Raw genomic sequence first — 16,347 nt, 5'->3', positions numbered from 1 at the left:
TGAATCCCTCAGAGCAGTTTAAAGAGATCCAAAGCAGTTTCTGTTGGAACGCCCTGAACGAAGCATTCCACACCGGCCGCTTTCAGGCCGTTGAACGCTTCAATATCGTTCGCGTCGACAGAGACCGTTTTGGCAATTTGTTGTTTGCCACTGGCGTAGTGCATATTTCCGACGTTAATACGGGTGATGGGCACGCCGCCCTCGACCAGCTTCAGAAAATCGGCAGGTGATTTGCAGACCAGCAGGATTTTCTGGCGGTCAGCGGCGCGGTGAATGTTGTCGATGACCTTTTGCAGCGACCAGAAGCGCACGGCGATCCCTTCCGCGAGCACCATTTCCATCAGGTTCTGTTGAACCGGATCCTCAGCGACCTCGTCATTAGCGACCAGCACCAGGTTTGCCCCCGCAAACCCCACCCACTGCACGCCCACCTGACCGTGGATCAGGCGTTCGTCGATGCGGCATAAGACAATGTTTGGCATAGCGTTTTCCTCTTTTTTAATTATGCGTCTTGAGTCGTTACGCCTTCGCAGGCGGCGTGGTACTGCTGGAGTATGTCCTGAATGTGGTCGATGATGAGTTCCCGTGGCGTTGACTTGAGAGCGCCCTCGCGAACTTTGCTGTACTGCAGCGGCAGGTACTGGCTGATCAGCGGCAGGGGAACAGGCTCGTCTGCCAGGTTACGCACCAGCCGTGCAAAGGCGTCGTCGATCTGGCTGTCCGGCCAGTAGTAGCGCACGCGGTCAGAGTAGCTGTAGCCGCGCGCCAGGCGACGCGCGTTGCCGTCACCGTGGTAATGGCTTTGCCAGTATTCCGGGCGGTCGAGCATGACGTTTTCCAGCACGTGACGCAGGCCGGAGCTGGCTTTTGCCGGCAGCAGCTCCTCTTCAATGGCGGCCAGCGAGAACAGCGCCTCGCGCAGGGCGAAGGTCAGGGCGGGGCCAACTTTTAGAATCGCAAAGTGATCGTTAACCAGCTGGCGCAGCGCCTGCGGCGTCTGGTAGTCGGTGGAATGCGCTTCAAACACCAGCGTATCGTAGGCTTCAACCATTTTGCTCAGGGCCACGGCTTTCTGCGGCTGATAGTCGCAGACGTGCGCGTGGTCGAACTCCACGCCAGGCTGGACCACCAGGCCAATAATGCGCGGCCAGATGTCGCTTAAGCCTTCCTTTTCGAACGCGTGGCGGTGCGCTTCAAGCGTGGCGCGGGCCGCATCCGGCGTGGTGACGGCAAGTTCGGTGAGCGTCTCGTGCGCGCCGCCGGGAACCGGCACTTCCGTGCCGATAACGTAGACCAGATCGGATTCACCAAACTGCTCGCGACAGGTCGCTTCGGCAATTTTCGCCAGGCGTGCGGCGCGTCCGGCGACGAGCTCGTCGGTCAGGGGAACCGGGTCGTCCTCGCAGGACATGCTGCAGTCCAGGTGGATCTTTTTGAATCCGGCGGAAACATAGCTTTTGATCAGATCGTCGGCATTTGCCATCGCCTGTTCCGCAGGGAGATTTTGCCAGCGGTTAGGGCCCAGATGATCGCCGCCGAGGATCAGCTGTGACGTCGGAAAACCGAGCGACTCGGCCAGCCGGCAGACAAACGCGTGAAAATCCGCAGGCGTCATGCCGGTATAGCCGCCAAATTGATCCACCTGGTTGGAGGTCGCCTCGATCAGCAGCGGCGTCTGATGCGAATGCGCGTAACGAATGGCAGCTTCAAGTACCAGCGGATGTGCGGAGCAGACGGCATAGATCCCGTTCGAATTCCCTCGTTTATGTTGTTCCACCATTTCTGTCAGATGTTTCACTTTCCTCTCCATTTCGGATGGTAATGACACTTGTCTTTCGTTTTGTTTCATTTAATCCATGCATCATGGTGATATAAAAATAAAACGAAAGATAATAGTTTTCCGATCTGTTTCACAAAAGAAACATAATGAAAGGTTTCAGCGCAGTGTTGGCTTGCGTCTGTACGTAAGGCGGGACTTGCATTCCCGAAAAAGAAAGGCCTTAATAGGCAAAACGAAATGAAACGAAAGACTATTTATTAAGGAGCTCGTATGAGCAGCACCGATTCATCCGCGGAAAAGCGCATCACCGGCACCAGTGAAAGGCGAGAGCAGATCATTCAGCGGTTGCGGGCGCAGGGAAGCGTGCAGGTTAACGATCTGTCTCATCTGTACGGCGTATCGACGGTGACGATCCGCAACGACCTGGCGTTTCTGGAGAAGCAGGGTATTGCCGTTCGCGCCTACGGCGGGGCTTTGATTTGCGAAGGCAATGTACCGGGCGCTGAGCCTTCCGTGGAGGATAAAAGCTCGCTGAATACGGCGGTGAAGCGCAGTATCGCGCAGGCCGCTGCCGCGCTGGTTAAACCCGGGCACCGTATTATTCTGGACTCCGGCACCACGACGTATGAAATCGCCCGCATGCTGCGCCAGCACACGGACGTGATTGCGATGACCAACGGGATGAACGTGGCGAATGCGTTGCTGGAAGCGGAAGGGGTGGAATTGCTGATGACCGGCGGGCACCTGCGCCGTCAGTCGCAATCCTTCTACGGTGACCAGGCAGAACAGTCGCTACAGAATTACCATTTTGACCTGCTGTTCCTCGGCGTTGACGCCATCGATCTCGACCGCGGCGTAAGTACGCATAACGAAGACGAAGCACGACTGAACCGCAAAATGTGCGAGGTTGCGGAGCGTATTATCGTTGTCACGGACTCCAGCAAATTTAACCGCTCAAGTCTGCATAAAATCATTGATACGCAAAGGATTGATATGATTATTGTCGATGAAGGCATTCCGGCGGAGAGCCTGGACGGGCTCCGAAAAAGCGGGATTGAGGTGGTGCTGGTTTAAGGAGGCTTTCCCCTCTTCCTGTGGGCTGAGGGTTCCCCCTAAAATAATGCCAGCACGGACGACCCCCTCTCCCTGAGGGAGAGGGCTGGGGTGAGGGGAATATACGGCTCTGGTGGTCATTCCGTTCACTTTATGTTCCTTGCTACTCTGTAACGACATGACCTGTGAACGTGCCATGGCGGCTCAGTCGCCGCCGCCCTGGCGACCCGGGCTCCCGGCGGTAAATCGCCGCTTCGCGGTGCCCTCGGCTTATTCCTTCCGGCTTGTCGGGTACGGGCGGAGGCAACGTCCATGTAAAGCCCGCCCTCTCGGCGCATCCCTGCGCCTCGCCCCGGCCTGCAGGAAACGCCTCAGCGATTTACAGCCGGACCAGGGCGTTGCTGCAATTGATTCATTTTCCTGAAGCAACATTCATCGCTTCGGGTTGAGAAATTACTGGGGCTCCCTCTCTCACAGGGAGAGAGGACCGTTCGGTGCGGTTGGGAATATGAATCACGTCACCGGTGCCGGGTTGAACACCGCCAGCTGATTATGTAATCCCCATTGATCCGAGAAGGTTTTCTTCCGCCCGCTGGCGACATCCAGAATGAAGTGGAACAGTTTCCAGCCCACGTCCTCAATGCTCTCTTCCCCGGTGGCGATAGTGCCCGCGTTGATATCCATTAAGTCATACCAGCGGTTTGCCAGCTCGGTGCGGGTCGCCATCTTGATCACCGGTACCGCCATCAGGCCGTACGGCGTGCCGCGCCCGGTGGTAAAGACCTGCACCGTAATGCCGGATGCCACCTGCTGCGTGCCGCAGACGAAATCGCTGGCCGGCGTTGCCGCGTAGATCAGGCCGCGTTTCGTCGGGCGCTGGCCCGGAGAGAGCACTTCCACAATCGCGCTCTGGCCGGATTTGGCAATCGACCCGAGGGCTTTTTCCACTACGTTGGCCAGGCCGCCTTTTTTGTTCCCCGGTGAGGGATTGGCGCTGCGGTCGGTTTTGCCCATATCGAGATAGCTATCGTACCAGGCCATTTCCTCGAGCAGGCGCTTGCCGACCTCTTCATTAACGGCGCGTGGCGTGAGCAGATGGATGGCGTCACGCACTTCGGTCACCTCGGAGAACATCACCGTGGCGCCGCAGCGAACAAGCAGATCGGACGCATAGCCCACCGCCGGGTTGGCCGTCACGCCGGAGAAGGCATCGCTGCCGCCGCACTGTGTTCCCACTACCAAATCAGACGCCGGGCAGGTTTCGCGCTGGCGCTTGTTGAGCTTGTCCAGATGGCGTTCAGCCACCTGCAGGATATCGTCGACCATTGAGCGGAAACCCACGTGGCGTTCATCCTGCAGGCGCACGATGCTGGCCTCGTCTGCGGGAATGGCTTTCACATCTTCGGTGCCCTGCAGCAGGCGCTCTGGCTGCAATTTTTCACACCCCAGACCGATGACCATCACCTCGCCGCCAAAGTTTGGGTTCAGGGCGATATTGTGGATGGTACGGATAGGCACTACGGCAGCGGGGGCGTTAATCGCCACGCCGCAGCCGTAGAGGTGGTTCAGGCCAACCACGCCGTCGACGTTCGGGTATTTCGGCAGCAGATCGCGTTCGATGATTTTCACCACGTAGTCCACCACACCCGCCACGCAGTGCACGCTGGTGGTAATGCCGAGCAGATTCTTGGTGCCGACGCTGCCGTCCGCGTTGCGGTAGCCTTCGAAGGTATAGCCCTCCAGCGGAGGAAGCGGTTCCGGTACGCGAGTCGCCAGCGGAAGCGTGTTTAGCGGCGGCGCTTCCGGCAGCGCCACCAGCGACTCCTCAACCCAGCTCCCCTGTGGTATAGAGCGAACGGCATAACCGATGACTTCACCGTAACGTACGATTTCGCTGTTAGCAGGGATATCCACCAGGGCGACTTTATGTCCCTGCGGAATATGCTCAATCAGTTCCAGCCCGTCCGGGAAGCGGGTGCCCGCTTTTAAGCCATTGTCGTTGACAATAATCGCCACATTATCGGTGTCGTGGACTTTTATATAAAACGCCGTCGGCGATGCCTGTCGAATTTCAATGTCGGCCATTGTTCAATATTCTCCAGCAAAGTGTCTGATAATAAATTCAGCCAATTTTCAAATGGTAGAAATAAATACGCGGCTTTCAGAAATAAAGCATGTCAGCATAGGGGATATGAAAATGTGATCGCGATCGCTCCAGAACCAGTAATGCCTGATTCTGTGCATTAGCGCCCAGCGCCTTGTGCATATGCAAAAAAATTTATCGAAGTGTAACGCAATACTTGAGCATTAAAACAATGTGCGGTTGTGGATTGCGTCTTATACTGAATGACGATTTTATAACGCCAAAATACGTCAGAATAATAAATATAATGCTGGTGCGGTGTCTGAATAAATAAAATGATGCTGATATAGGCTGCGAATTAAAAAGGTAAATACGATGAATAACGATATCTTCCCGAATAAATTTAAAGCGGCCCTCGCGGCACACCAGATTCAGATTGGCTGCTGGTCCGCGCTGGCAAACCCTATCAGCACCGAAGTGCTGGGCCTGGCCGGTTTTGACTGGCTGGTGCTGGACGGCGAACATGCGCCGAACGATATCAGCACCTTTATTCCGCAGCTGATGGCGCTGAAAGGCAGCCCCAGCGCCCCGGTAGTGCGCGTGCCCACCAACGAGCCGGTGATTATCAAGCGCCTGCTGGATATCGGTTTCTACAACTTCCTGATCCCGTTTGTGGAGACGGAAGAACAAGCGGCCCTGGCCGTAGCCTCAACGCGCTATCCGCCAGAAGGGATCCGCGGCGTTTCCGTTTCGCATCGCGCCAATATGTTTGGCACCGTGCCGGACTATTTCGCGCAGTCTAATAGCAACATCACCATTCTGGTTCAGATCGAGAGCCAGCAGGGCGTTGATAACGTCGACGCGATTGCCGCCACAAACGGCGTGGACGGGATCTTCGTCGGCCCAAGCGATCTGGCTGCCGCCTTTGGTCATCTGGGTAACGCCGGCCACCCTGACGTGCAGCGCGCGATCCAGCACATCTTTGCCCGCGCTAAAGCTCACGGCAAACCGTGCGGCATTCTGGCGCCGGTTGAGGCTGATGCACGCCGCTATCTGGAGTGGGGAGCCACGTTTGTAGCCGTCGGCAGCGACCTCGGCGTATTCCGCTCGGCCACGCAGAAATTAGCCGACGCTTTTAAAAAATAACCATCATTGAGGAAACAGATTATGACGCTGAAAGTGGGTTTTATTGGCCTGGGCATTATGGGTAAACCAATGAGTAAGAACCTCATCAAAGCGGGTTACTCGCTGGTGGTATCCGATCACAATCCGCAGGCCGTGGCAGAGGTGATAGCGGCTGGCGCTGAAACGGCCACCACCGCGAAGGCCATTGCCGAGCAGTGCGATGTCATCATCACCATGCTGCCAAACTCACCGCATGTTAAAGAAGTTGCGCTGGGTGAGAACGGCATTATCGACGGTGCGAAGCCGGGCCTGGTGCTGATCGATATGAGCTCTATCGCACCGCTCGCGAGCCGTGAAATCAGCGAGGCATTAAAAGCGAAGGGCGTCGATATGCTGGATGCGCCGGTCAGCGGCGGTGAGCCGAAAGCGATCGACGGCACGCTGTCGGTGATGGTCGGCGGCGATAAAGCCATTTTCGATAGATACTACGACCTGATGAAAGCCATGGCGGGCTCCGTGGTGCATACCGGGGACATCGGGGCGGGTAATGTGACCAAGCTGGCAAACCAGGTGATTGTGGCGCTGAACATTGCCGCCATGTCCGAAGCGCTGACGCTGGCAACCAAAGCGGGCGTCAACCCGGATCTGGTCTATCAGGCCATTCGCGGTGGTCTGGCGGGCAGTACCGTGCTGGATGCCAAAGCGCCGATGGTCATGGATCGTAATTTCAAACCCGGTTTCCGCATCGACCTGCATATCAAAGATCTGGCGAACGCGCTGGATACGTCACACGGCGTGGGCGCACAGCTGCCGCTGACCGCGGCGGTCATGGAGATGATGCAGGCGCTGCGTGCCGATGGCCTGGGCACGGCCGATCACAGCGCGATTGCGTGCTACTACGAAAAACTGGCGAAGGTGGAAGTGGCGCGTTAATCACGCCTTGCCCACACCTGAGGGTGACAGCGGCGCGCAAACCCTCTATACTGCGCGCCGAAGCTGACCAGACAGTCGCCGCTTCGTCGTCGTCCCTTTCGGGGGAGACGGGCGGAGGGGAGGAAAGTCCGGGCTCCATAGGGCAGGGTGCCAGGTAACGCCTGGGGGGGAAACCCACGACCAGTGCAACAGAGAGCAAACCGCCGATGGCCCGCGCAAGCGGGATCAGGTAAGGGTGAAAGGGTGCGGTAAGAGCGCACCGCGCGGCTGGTAACAGTCCGTGGCACGGTAAACTCCACCCGGAGCAAGGCCAAATAGGGGTTCACATGGTACGGCCCGTACTGAACCCGGGTAGGCTGCTTGAGCCAGTGAGCGATTGCTGGCCTAGATGAATGACTGTCCACGACAGAACCCGGCTTATCGGTCAGCTTCAACTTCTTAAAAAACCCCGCTTCGGCGGGGTTTTTGCTTTCCTGGTGATGCTGGATGGGTAAGCGCAGCGCCGGACAAACGACATCAATTCTCATATTTGCGACATTAAGCACATTTCACTGCTTTTATACCTTTCGTATCGATCCTGTACCTGTATACGATCGCCATCACAAAATTTCGCGCTAAAAAACACACGATTTTTAGTATTGATAATTTGTTATGTTTGTTACTTTTATGATCGCGAATCTTTTCTCGTTTGATATGCATATATTGAAATCAAATACATTTCTCCCGTGAATATGTGACGAATTCCACTCTTTTCCGCAGACCTGAAAATTTGCATCGGAAAAATTTAATAAATTGAAAGAATGTTTCAAACAAATAGCGGTTATTTATTGGTCTTTAATTGCCTGAAAGATCGTCTTTATTGATTTTTTTAACGCTGAGAAATTTATCAAGGTTATCGCCATAAAATAAATTTATTACTACTGCTTTTATTGATCGATATCAGCGTAATGGTGTTGTTGTATTTATTCATGTTATTGATAATAAATATGTTTTTTGGTTTTCGTTGATCATGTGAAGCGTGCGGAAAAGCAAATTGTGAGTGACAGCACATACCCCCTTAAACACTATTAGGTAGAATCCGCTCCGTCATAGGGAAATAAGCGCAGAATATTATGAACACTATTATTCTACCGAAAACACAGCACCTCGTGGTATTTCAGGAAGTCATTAAGAGTGGCTCCATAGGTTCTGCAGCAAGACAGCTTGGCCTGACGCAACCCGCCGTCAGCAAAATCATCAGCGATATTGAGTCCTACTTCGGCGTGGAAGTGATGGTGCGTAAAAACACCGGCGTAAAACTCACTGCCGCGGGCCAGGTCCTGCTCTCGTACTCAGAGTCGATCACCCGCGAAATGAAAAACATGGTGAGTGAGATTAACAGCCTGAGTTTCAGCACCGTCATGGACGTCTCCTTTGGCTACCCGTCGCTGATCGGCTTTACCTTCCTGTCCGAGATGATCAAAAAATTCAAGGAAGTGTTCCCGAAAGCACGCGTCTCGATGTATGAAGCCCAGCTCTCATCTTTCCTTCCGGCCATTCGCGACGGTCGTCTGGATTTCGCTATCGGCACGCTAAGCGATGAAATGCTGCTGCAGGATCTGCACGTCGAACCGCTGTTTGAGTCCGAGTTTGTGCTGGTCGCCAGCAAAACGCGAACGTGCACCGGCCCGACGACACTGGCATCGCTCACGCACGAGCAGTGGGTGATGCCGCAAACCGATATGGGCTACTACAAAGAACTTCTGACTACTCTGCAAGACAACCACATCAGCATCGAAAACATCGTCCAGACCGATTCCGTCGTCACCATTTATAACCTCGTGCTGAATGCCGATTATCTGACGGTCATTCCCCGCGACATGATTGCCCCGTTCGGTTCCGACCAGTTTATTGTGCTGCCCGTGGAAGATGAATTACCCGTGGCGCGTTATGCCGCCGTGTGGTCAAAAAATTACAGGATTAAAAAATCGGCGTCAGTATTAGTTGAGCTGGCAAAACAGTATTCGTCGATGAATATCGAAAGACGACGATGAATAATAAGTGATTATTTTAAAAACACCCAGAGCTTATCTCTGTAACGCTCTGATACCCTGACTTTGCCTGAAAAGAATGAATTATTATAACGAGGATATTATGCATATTACCTACGATCTCCCGGTAACGATTGAAGATATTCAGGACGCCAGAAAACGACTGGCAGGAAAAATATATAAAACCGGTATGCCGCGCTCGAATTATCTTAGCGAACGCTGCAAGGGCGAAATATACCTGAAGTTTGAGAACATGCAGCGTACCGGCTCGTTTAAGATCCGCGGCGCGTTTAACAAATTAAGCTCGCTGACCGACGCTGAAAAACGCAAAGGCGTTGTCGCCTGCTCCGCAGGGAACCACGCGCAGGGTGTGTCCCTCTCCTGCGCGATGCTCGGCATCGACGGCAAAGTGGTGATGCCGATGGGCGCGCCGAAGTCTAAAGTGGCCGCGACGCGCGACTACTCGGCGGAAGTTGTGCTGCACGGCGAGAACTTCAACGACACCATTGCCAAAGTCAGCGAAATCGTCGAGATGGAAGGGCGTATTTTTATTCCGCCATACGATGATGCCAAAGTGATCGCCGGGCAGGGCACCATCGGTCTGGAAATTCTCGAAGATTTATACGACGTGGATAACGTTATTGTGCCTATCGGCGGCGGCGGTTTAATTGCCGGGATTGCGACGGCAATTAAATCCATCAACCCCACCATTAATATCATCGGCGTGCAGTCAGAAAATGTTCACGGCATGGCGGCATCGTATCAGGCCGGAGAAATAATGAGCCATCGCGTTACCGGCACGCTGGCCGACGGCTGTGATGTTTCTCGTCCCGGTAATTTACCGTTCGAAATTGTTCGCGAGCTGGTTGATGACATTGTGCTGGTCAGCGAAGACAACATTCGCGACAGCATGATCGCGCTTATTCAGCGTAATAAAGTGGTGACGGAAGGTGCCGGCGCGCTGGCCTGTGCCGCGTTATTAAGCGGCAAGCTTGACCACTATATTCAGGGTCGTAAAACCGTCTGCATTATTTCCGGCGGCAATATCGATCTCTCCCGTGTTTCCCAAATTACCGGCTTCGTTGACGCATAAAGGTGACCTATGAGCAACACAGAAAGCATTATCGTTGGCCAGACAAAAACGTCCTCCTGGCGTAAGTCTGATACCACCTGGACGCTTGGCCTGTTTGGTACCGCCATTGGCGCAGGCGTGCTGTTCTTCCCCATTCGCGCAGGTTTTGGTGGATTGATCCCTATCCTGCTAATGCTGGTTCTCGCGTTCCCGATTGCGTTTTACTGCCACCGCGCGCTGGCGCGTTTGTGCCTCTCCGGCAGCAACGTCTCGGGCAACATCACCGAAACGGTGGAAGAGCACTTTGGAAAAACCGGCGGGGTGGTGATCACCTTCCTCTACTTCTTCGCTATTTGCCCGCTGCTGTGGATTTACGGCGTCACCATTACCAACACCTTTATGACCTTCTGGGAAAACCAGCTCCAGCTACCTGCGCTGAACCGCGGCGTGGTGGCGCTGTTCCTGCTGCTGCTGATGGCCTTTGTTATCTGGTTTGGTAAAGACCTGATGGTGAAGGTCATGAGCTTCCTGGTGTTCCCGTTTATCGCCAGCCTGGTGCTGATTTCCCTGTCGCTGATCCCTTACTGGAACTCGGCGGTGATTGACCAGGTCAACCTGAGCGATATCGCCTTCACCGGTCATGACGGCATTCTGGTCACGGTGTGGCTGGGTATCTCCATCATGGTCTTCTCCTTCAACTTCTCGCCTATCGTCTCCTCGTTTGTGGTTTCCAAGCGCGAAGAGTACGAGCCGGAGTTCGGTAAAGAATTCACCGAGCAGAAATGTTCCAAAATCATCGGTCGCGCCAGCCTGCTGATGGTGGCCGTGGTGATGTTCTTCGCCTTTAGCTGCCTGTTTACGCTCTCTCCGCAGAACATGGCGGACGCTAAGGCGCAGAACATTCCGGTGCTCTCTTACCTGGCGAACCACTTTGCGTCAATGTCAGGAACCAAATCGACGTTCGCGACGGTACTGGAATACGGTGCCTCCATCATCGCGCTGGTCGCTATCTTCAAATCCTTCTTCGGTCATTACCTGGGCACGCTGGAAGGGCTGAACGGCCTGATCCTCAAGTTCGGCTACAAGGGCGATAAGAAGAAAGTCTCCGTTGGCAAGCTGAACACCATCAGCATGGTGTTCATCATGGGCTCCACCTGGGTTGTGGCCTACGCCAACCCGAATATTCTCGACCTTATCGAAGCCATGGGCGCGCCAATTATCGCCTCTCTGCTGTGCCTGCTGCCGATGTACGCCATCCGCAAAGCGCCAGCCATGGCGAAATATAAGGGCAAACCCGAGAACATCTTCGTCACGGTTGTGGGCCTGCTGACCATTCTGAATATCGTTTACAAACTGTTCTAAACCATTGCTCAGGAAGAGCGGAGTCACATGATGATTGAGTTTCCGGTTGTACTGGTAATTAACTGCGGTTCGTCCTCTGTTAAGTTTTCGGTGCTCGACGCCAGCAGCTGCGATGCCCTGATGACGGGCATTGCAGATGGGATCAACACCGAGAAGGCCTTTATTTCCGTGAACGGGGGTGAGCCAGCCAGACTGGCTCACCAGGACTACGAAGGGGCGCTGGCTGCCATCGCCCTGGAGCTGGAGAAGCGTAACCTGATGAGCAGCGTGGCATTAATTGGCCACCGCATTGCGCACGGGGGAAATCTCTTCAGCGAGTCGACCCTGATCACGGAAGAGGCGATCGCGCAGATCCGACAGGTTTCCCCGCTGGCGCCACTGCATAACTACGCCAACCTGAGCGGCGTGGAAGCCGCAGAGCGTCTGTTCCCGGGCGTGCAGCAGGTGGCGGTATTTGATACCAGCTTCCACCAGACGCTGCCGCCGCAGGCGTATCTGTACGGATTGCCGTACCGCTATTTTGAAGAGCTGGGCGTGCGCCGCTACGGCTTCCACGGCACCTCTCACCGCTACGTAGCTGCGCAGGCGCATACGCTTCTCGGGCTGTCCCCCGATGACAGCGGCCTGGTGATTGCCCATCTCGGCAACGGAGCCTCCATCTGTGCGGTGCGCAACGGCGAAAGCGTCGATACCTCGATGGGGATGACGCCGCTGGAAGGGCTGGTAATGGGGACGCGCTGCGGCGACGTGGACTTCGGCGCGATGGCGTGGATTGCCCAGCAGACCGGCCAGTCGTTCGAGGATCTGGAGCGCGTGGTCAATAAAGAGTCCGGGCTGCTGGGGATCTCCGGCATCTCCTCCGATTTACGCGCGCTGGAGAAAGCCTGGCACGAAGGCAACGAGCGTGCGCAGCTGGCTATCCATACCTTCGTTCACCGCATTGCGCGGCATATCGCCGGGCACGCGGCGTCGCTGCACCGCCTGGATGGGGTGGTCTTTACCGGCGGTATTGGCGAAAACTCGAAGCTTGTCCGCGCGCTGGTGGCGGAACATCTGAAAGTCTTCGGCATCATCTTCGACGACGACAAAAATGCCCTGCCGGGGAGCGCGGGAGAGCGCGTGATTTCCACCGAATCGTCCCGCGTGGCCTGCGCGGTTATCCCTACCAACGAAGAAAAAATGATCGCGCTGGACGCCCTCCGTCTTGGAAAGGTTACCCCGGCCGCGGCTTACGCCTGATAAAGCGAGAAACACATGAAAGTAACAATCGATACGGGCGTCGCGCCCTACAGCGACGCATGGGCCGGGTTTCGCGGTGAAGAATGGAAAAACGCCGTCAACGTCCGCGATTTTATTCAGCATAACTACACCCCTTATGAAGGCGATGAAGCTTTCCTCGCGCAGGCGACGCCAGCAACGACGGCGCTGTGGCAGAAGGTAATGGTCGGCATTCGCCAGGAGAATGCCACCCACGCCCCGGTGGATTTTGACACCAACATTGCCACCACCATTACGGCCCACGGGCCGGGCTATATCGACCAGGATCTGGAGACGATCGTCGGCCTGCAAACCGATAAGCCGCTCAAGCGCGCGCTGCATCCGTATGGCGGGATCAACATGATCCGCAGCTCGTTCGAAGCCTATGGCCGGGAGATGGATCCGCAGTTCGAATACCTGTTTACCGACCTGCGCAAAACCCACAACCAGGGCGTGTTTGACGTCTACTCCCCGGAGATGATGCGCTGCCGTAAATCCGGCGTGCTGACCGGTCTGCCGGACGGCTACGGGCGCGGACGCATCATCGGTGACTATCGCCGCGTGGCGCTGTACGGGATCGCTTATCTGGTGCGCGAGCGCGAACTTCAGTTTGCCGATCTGCAGGGCAGGCTGGAGCGCGGCGAAGATCTGGAGGCGACGATCCGCCTGCGTGAAGAGCTGGCGGAGCACAGGCGCGCGCTGCTGCAGATCCAGCAGATGGCGGCGAACTATGGCTTTGATATTTCACGTCCGGCGATGAACGCCCAGGAAGCGGTGCAGTGGGTCTATTTTGCCTACCTTGCAGCGGTGAAATCCCAGAACGGCGGGGCGATGTCGCTGGGGCGCACGGCCTCGTTCCTCGATATCTACATTGAACGCGACATGCAGGCGGGGCGCCTGAATGAAGTCCAGGCGCAGGAGCTGATCGACCACTTCATCATGAAGATCCGCATGGTGCGCTTCCTGCGCACGCCGGAGTTCGACACGCTCTTCTCCGGCGATCCGATCTGGGCGACGGAAGTGATCGGCGGCATGGGGCTGGACGGGCGCACGCTGGTGACCAAAAATAGCTTCCGCTATCTTCATACCCTGCACACCATGGGGCCTGCGCCGGAGCCGAACCTGACGATCCTCTGGTCTGAACAACTGCCGATCGCGTTCAAGAAATACGCCGCTCAGGTGTCGATCGTCACCTCTTCGCTGCAGTATGAGAACGACGATCTGATGCGTGCGGACTTCAACAGCGACGACTACGCCATTGCCTGCTGCGTCAGCCCGATGGTGATCGGCAAGCAGATGCAGTTCTTTGGCGCGCGCGCCAACCTCGCCAAAACGCTGCTGTACGCGATCAACGGCGGGGTGGACGAGAAGCTGAAGATCCAGGTCGGCCCGAAAACCGAGCCGCTGCTGGACGACGTGCTGGATTACGACACCGTGATGGCGAGCCTCGATCACTTTATGGACTGGCTGGCGGTGCAGTACATCAGCGCCCTGAACCTCATTCACTACATGCATGATAAGTACAGCTACGAAGCCTCGCTGATGGCGCTGCATGACCGCGACGTCTATCGCACCATGGCCTGCGGCATTGCCGGGCTGTCGGTGGCCGCGGATTCCCTGTCGGCCATTAAATACGCCACGGTGAAGCCGGTGCGCGACCATACCGGACTGGCGGTCGATTTTGTGATTGAAGGGGACTATCCGCAGTACGGCAACAACGACGACCGCGTGGACAGCATCGCCTGCGACCTGGTGGAGCGCTTTATGAAGAAAATTCAGGCGCTGCCAACCTACCGCAACGCGGTGCCAACCCAGTCGATCCTGACCATCACCTCCAACGTGGTATACGGCCAGAAGACCGGGAACACGCCGGACGGACGCCGCGGCGGCACGCCGTTTGCGCCAGGCGCGAATCCGATGCACGGACGCGACAGAAAAGGGGCGGTAGCCTCGCTAACGTCGGTGGCCAAGCTGCCGTTCACCTATGCGAAAGATGGGATCTCCTACACCTTCTCCATCGTGCCGCAGGCGCTGGGCAAGGACGAGCTGGTGCGCAAAACCAACCTGGTGGGGCTGCTGGACGGGTACTTCCATCACGAAGCGTCCATTGAGGGCGGGCAGCATCTGAACGTCAACGTCATGAACCGGGAAATGCTCCTCGATGCCATTGCGCATCCCGAGAATTACCCGAACCTGACGATCCGCGTTTCAGGCTATGCGGTGCGTTTTAATGCGCTGACGCGCGAGCAGCAGCAGGATGTGATTTCGAGGACGTTTACGCAATCAATCTGACGACATTCAGGTCTCATGCCCCCTCAACCCTGGGGGCATTTTTTTGCCCGCTGAACATACAAAATTGTTTATATAATTACTCACACATATTCATCCGCTCTTGAAAAACAATACGCCTGCTTTTCCCTATCACAGCATGTAAGGACAGTAAGATGATGAAAATGACCCGTATTGCGCTGGTCGCCGCCTCGCTGGCAGTGTGCAGTTTTACGGTACAGGCCGCGAACGTTGAGGCTGCCCCGTCTCCCTCGCAGGATCCGCTGGTACAGCACCTGAAGCTCAGCAATGAGCAGGTTAAGAAGATTGAAGATCTGCATAAGCAGCTGGAACAAAATGTCAGCAAGATCCCGATGACGGGAGTGAAGGACGGCGCGCTGATCGACATGTTCCAGGCGGGTAAATGGGACGAAAGCACGGTGAAAAGCCAGCTTGCTGCCTTTAGCAAAATTGAAGAGCAGACCCGCTATTACCGCGTGAAATATTACTTCGACGTCAGCCAGGTGTTGACGCCGGAACAGCGTAAGCAGATTAGAACCGATATGGCTAACGCGCTGGCAGAGTGATTTCGTACGTCGTGAACAGCGCCGGATGATTCTGCCGTGGCTCGATCGGTTCCCTCTCCCATTGGGAGAGGGTTAGGGTGTGAGTATTTTCTAAACCGGCAAATCAATCAGCAGCGCGCGAAGCGGCGTATCCGCCACCAGGGTGATATTCGCTTCATCACGAATAAACGCCCCGTCGCCGCAGGTGAGCGCTTCTTTCTCTTCCGTGTGCGTCACCGCATGTACCGTACCGTGAATAGACTGTAAATAGGCGCGCGGACCATGAAGCTGGAAGCTCGCCTGTTCACCTTTCTTCAGTTCGATATGGTGCAGCCACACCTGCTGGCGCAGCTGCAGGCTACCTTTACTGCCGTCCGGCGATGCAATCAGCTGCTGCTTATCGCCCGTTAAATCTAACTTCTGCACCAGCGGATTTTCCCGCTCGGGGCAGGCGTCCAGCCACAGCTGCATACGGGTCAGCGTTTTATCTTTGCTGAGGTTATGCTCGCTGTAGCTGATGCCCGGCTGCGTGGAAATTAACAACGCTTCGCCAGCCTTTGCCTGGACATGATTGCCCTCGCTATCGCGGTATTCTGCCTCGCCTTCCAGGATCAGGTTCAGGATATCGACTTTCGGGTACGTACGCGGCTGGAAGGAGGCGCCCGGGGCGAGCACTTCCTGATTCAACACGCGCAGTGAAGCGTAACCGAGGAGTTTAGGGTCAAAGTAGTGTCCAAAGGAAAAGGTGTAGCGGGCCTGCATCCAACCGAAATCGGCTTGTCCGCACTGTTTAGCTGTTCTTGTCGTAATCATAAACT

The 16,347-nt window shown here is 55.8% G+C and carries 13 protein-coding genes and 1 other RNA gene; 10 read left to right on the top strand and 4 right to left on the bottom strand.

Annotated elements, in window-relative coordinates:
• Nucleotides 1-8 precede the first annotated feature (8 nt).
• Nucleotides 9-482, bottom strand: coding sequence for a PTS N-acetylgalactosamine transporter subunit IIB (agaV, locus tag WM95_RS22690; RefSeq protein ID WP_063409599.1), 474 nt, complete (start codon nt 480-482; stop codon nt 9-11).
• A 20-nt stretch (nt 483-502) separates the two neighbouring features.
• Nucleotides 503-1,798: a tagatose-bisphosphate aldolase subunit KbaZ gene (gene kbaZ, locus WM95_RS22685; RefSeq protein WP_231106844.1), complete on the bottom strand. Its 1,296-nt coding sequence runs from the start codon at nt 1,796-1,798 to the stop codon at nt 503-505.
• A 252-nt stretch (nt 1,799-2,050) separates the two neighbouring features.
• Here kbaZ and WM95_RS22675 point away from each other — a divergent pair, with 252 nt between their 5' ends.
• The gene (locus WM95_RS22675) at nt 2,051-2,854 is read left to right on the top strand and encodes a DeoR family transcriptional regulator (protein ID WP_045355424.1); all 804 of its coding nucleotides are present in this window, start codon (nt 2,051-2,053) and stop codon (nt 2,852-2,854) included.
• A 492-nt stretch (nt 2,855-3,346) separates the two neighbouring features.
• On the opposite strand, the gene garD is transcribed toward WM95_RS22675, so the two are convergent.
• A complete protein-coding gene (garD, locus tag WM95_RS22665) occupies nt 3,347-4,918 on the bottom strand; it encodes a galactarate dehydratase (RefSeq protein ID WP_045888054.1) in 1,572 nt (523 codons plus the stop codon).
• A 373-nt stretch (nt 4,919-5,291) separates the two neighbouring features.
• Here garD and garL point away from each other — a divergent pair, with 373 nt between their 5' ends.
• The 9 genes from garL (at nt 5,292) to WM95_RS22620 (ending at nt 15,550) form a co-directional block, all read left to right on the top strand.
• Entirely contained in the window at nt 5,292-6,062 is a 771-nt protein-coding gene (gene garL / locus WM95_RS22660; RefSeq protein WP_023309303.1) for a 2-dehydro-3-deoxyglucarate aldolase, read from the top strand.
• A 21-nt stretch (nt 6,063-6,083) separates the two neighbouring features.
• The gene (gene garR, locus WM95_RS22655; protein WP_023309302.1) at nt 6,084-6,974 is read left to right on the top strand and encodes a 2-hydroxy-3-oxopropionate reductase; all 891 of its coding nucleotides are present in this window, start codon (nt 6,084-6,086) and stop codon (nt 6,972-6,974) included.
• Between the two features lie 59 nt (nt 6,975-7,033).
• An RNA gene (gene rnpB / locus WM95_RS22650) (RNase P RNA component class A) lies at nt 7,034-7,410 on the top strand.
• A gap of 676 nt (nt 7,411-8,086) precedes the next feature.
• Nucleotides 8,087-9,007 (top strand): transcriptional regulator TdcA, encoded by a 921-nt coding sequence (tdcA, locus tag WM95_RS22645; RefSeq protein ID WP_008501504.1) that lies wholly within the window; start codon nt 8,087-8,089, stop codon nt 9,005-9,007.
• 100 nt (nt 9,008-9,107) lie between these two features.
• Entirely contained in the window at nt 9,108-10,097 is a 990-nt protein-coding gene (gene tdcB / locus WM95_RS22640) for a bifunctional threonine ammonia-lyase/L-serine ammonia-lyase TdcB (protein ID WP_063409602.1), read from the top strand.
• A gap of 9 nt (nt 10,098-10,106) precedes the next feature.
• Nucleotides 10,107-11,438: a threonine/serine transporter TdcC gene (gene tdcC, locus WM95_RS22635; protein WP_023344972.1), complete on the top strand. Its 1,332-nt coding sequence runs from the start codon at nt 10,107-10,109 to the stop codon at nt 11,436-11,438.
• A 30-nt stretch (nt 11,439-11,468) separates the two neighbouring features.
• Nucleotides 11,469-12,677: a propionate kinase gene (gene tdcD / locus WM95_RS22630; RefSeq protein ID WP_063409601.1), complete on the top strand. Its 1,209-nt coding sequence runs from the start codon at nt 11,469-11,471 to the stop codon at nt 12,675-12,677.
• Nucleotides 12,678-12,692: 15 nt separating this feature from the next.
• Nucleotides 12,693-14,987, top strand: a complete 2,295-nt coding sequence (gene pflB / locus WM95_RS22625) for a formate C-acetyltransferase (protein ID WP_023309297.1) — start codon at nt 12,693-12,695, stop codon at nt 14,985-14,987.
• Nucleotides 14,988-15,139: 152 nt separating this feature from the next.
• On the top strand, nt 15,140-15,550 hold the full coding sequence (locus tag WM95_RS22620) for a Spy/CpxP family protein refolding chaperone (RefSeq protein ID WP_023309296.1): 411 nt from the start codon (nt 15,140-15,142) through the stop codon (nt 15,548-15,550).
• Between the two features lie 90 nt (nt 15,551-15,640).
• On the opposite strand, the gene WM95_RS22615 is transcribed toward WM95_RS22620, so the two are convergent.
• Entirely contained in the window at nt 15,641-16,342 is a 702-nt protein-coding gene (locus WM95_RS22615; protein WP_063409596.1) for a pirin family protein, read from the bottom strand.
• Between the last annotated feature and the right edge of the window lie 5 nt (nt 16,343-16,347).

The sequence above is a fragment of the Enterobacter cloacae complex sp. ECNIH7 genome, from assembly GCF_002208095.1.
Classification (GTDB): Bacteria; Pseudomonadota; Gammaproteobacteria; order Enterobacterales; family Enterobacteriaceae; genus Enterobacter; species Enterobacter cloacae_M.
This window is presented reverse-complemented; position numbering and strand designations above follow the sequence as displayed.

Bases quoted from the DNA above. Each gene is read 5' to 3' on its own strand.
- agaV (WP_063409599.1), bottom strand. From the start codon at position 482: ATGCCAAACATTGTCTTATGCCGCATCGACGAACGCCTGATCCACGGT.
- WM95_RS22675 (WP_045355424.1), top strand. From the start codon at position 2,051: ATGAGCAGCACCGATTCATCCGCGGAAAAGCGCATCACCGGCACCAGT.
- garD (WP_045888054.1), bottom strand. From the start codon at position 4,918: ATGGCCGACATTGAAATTCGACAGGCATCGCCGACGGCGTTTTATATA.
- garL (WP_023309303.1), top strand. From the start codon at position 5,292: ATGAATAACGATATCTTCCCGAATAAATTTAAAGCGGCCCTCGCGGCA.
- garR (WP_023309302.1), top strand. From the start codon at position 6,084: ATGACGCTGAAAGTGGGTTTTATTGGCCTGGGCATTATGGGTAAACCA.
- tdcA (WP_008501504.1), top strand. From the start codon at position 8,087: ATGAACACTATTATTCTACCGAAAACACAGCACCTCGTGGTATTTCAG.
- tdcB (WP_063409602.1), top strand. From the start codon at position 9,108: ATGCATATTACCTACGATCTCCCGGTAACGATTGAAGATATTCAGGAC.
- tdcC (WP_023344972.1), top strand. From the start codon at position 10,107: ATGAGCAACACAGAAAGCATTATCGTTGGCCAGACAAAAACGTCCTCC.
- tdcD (WP_063409601.1), top strand. From the start codon at position 11,469: ATGATTGAGTTTCCGGTTGTACTGGTAATTAACTGCGGTTCGTCCTCT.
- pflB (WP_023309297.1), top strand. From the start codon at position 12,693: ATGAAAGTAACAATCGATACGGGCGTCGCGCCCTACAGCGACGCATGG.
- WM95_RS22620 (WP_023309296.1), top strand. From the start codon at position 15,140: ATGATGAAAATGACCCGTATTGCGCTGGTCGCCGCCTCGCTGGCAGTG.
- WM95_RS22615 (WP_063409596.1), bottom strand. From the start codon at position 16,342: ATGATTACGACAAGAACAGCTAAACAGTGCGGACAAGCCGATTTCGGT.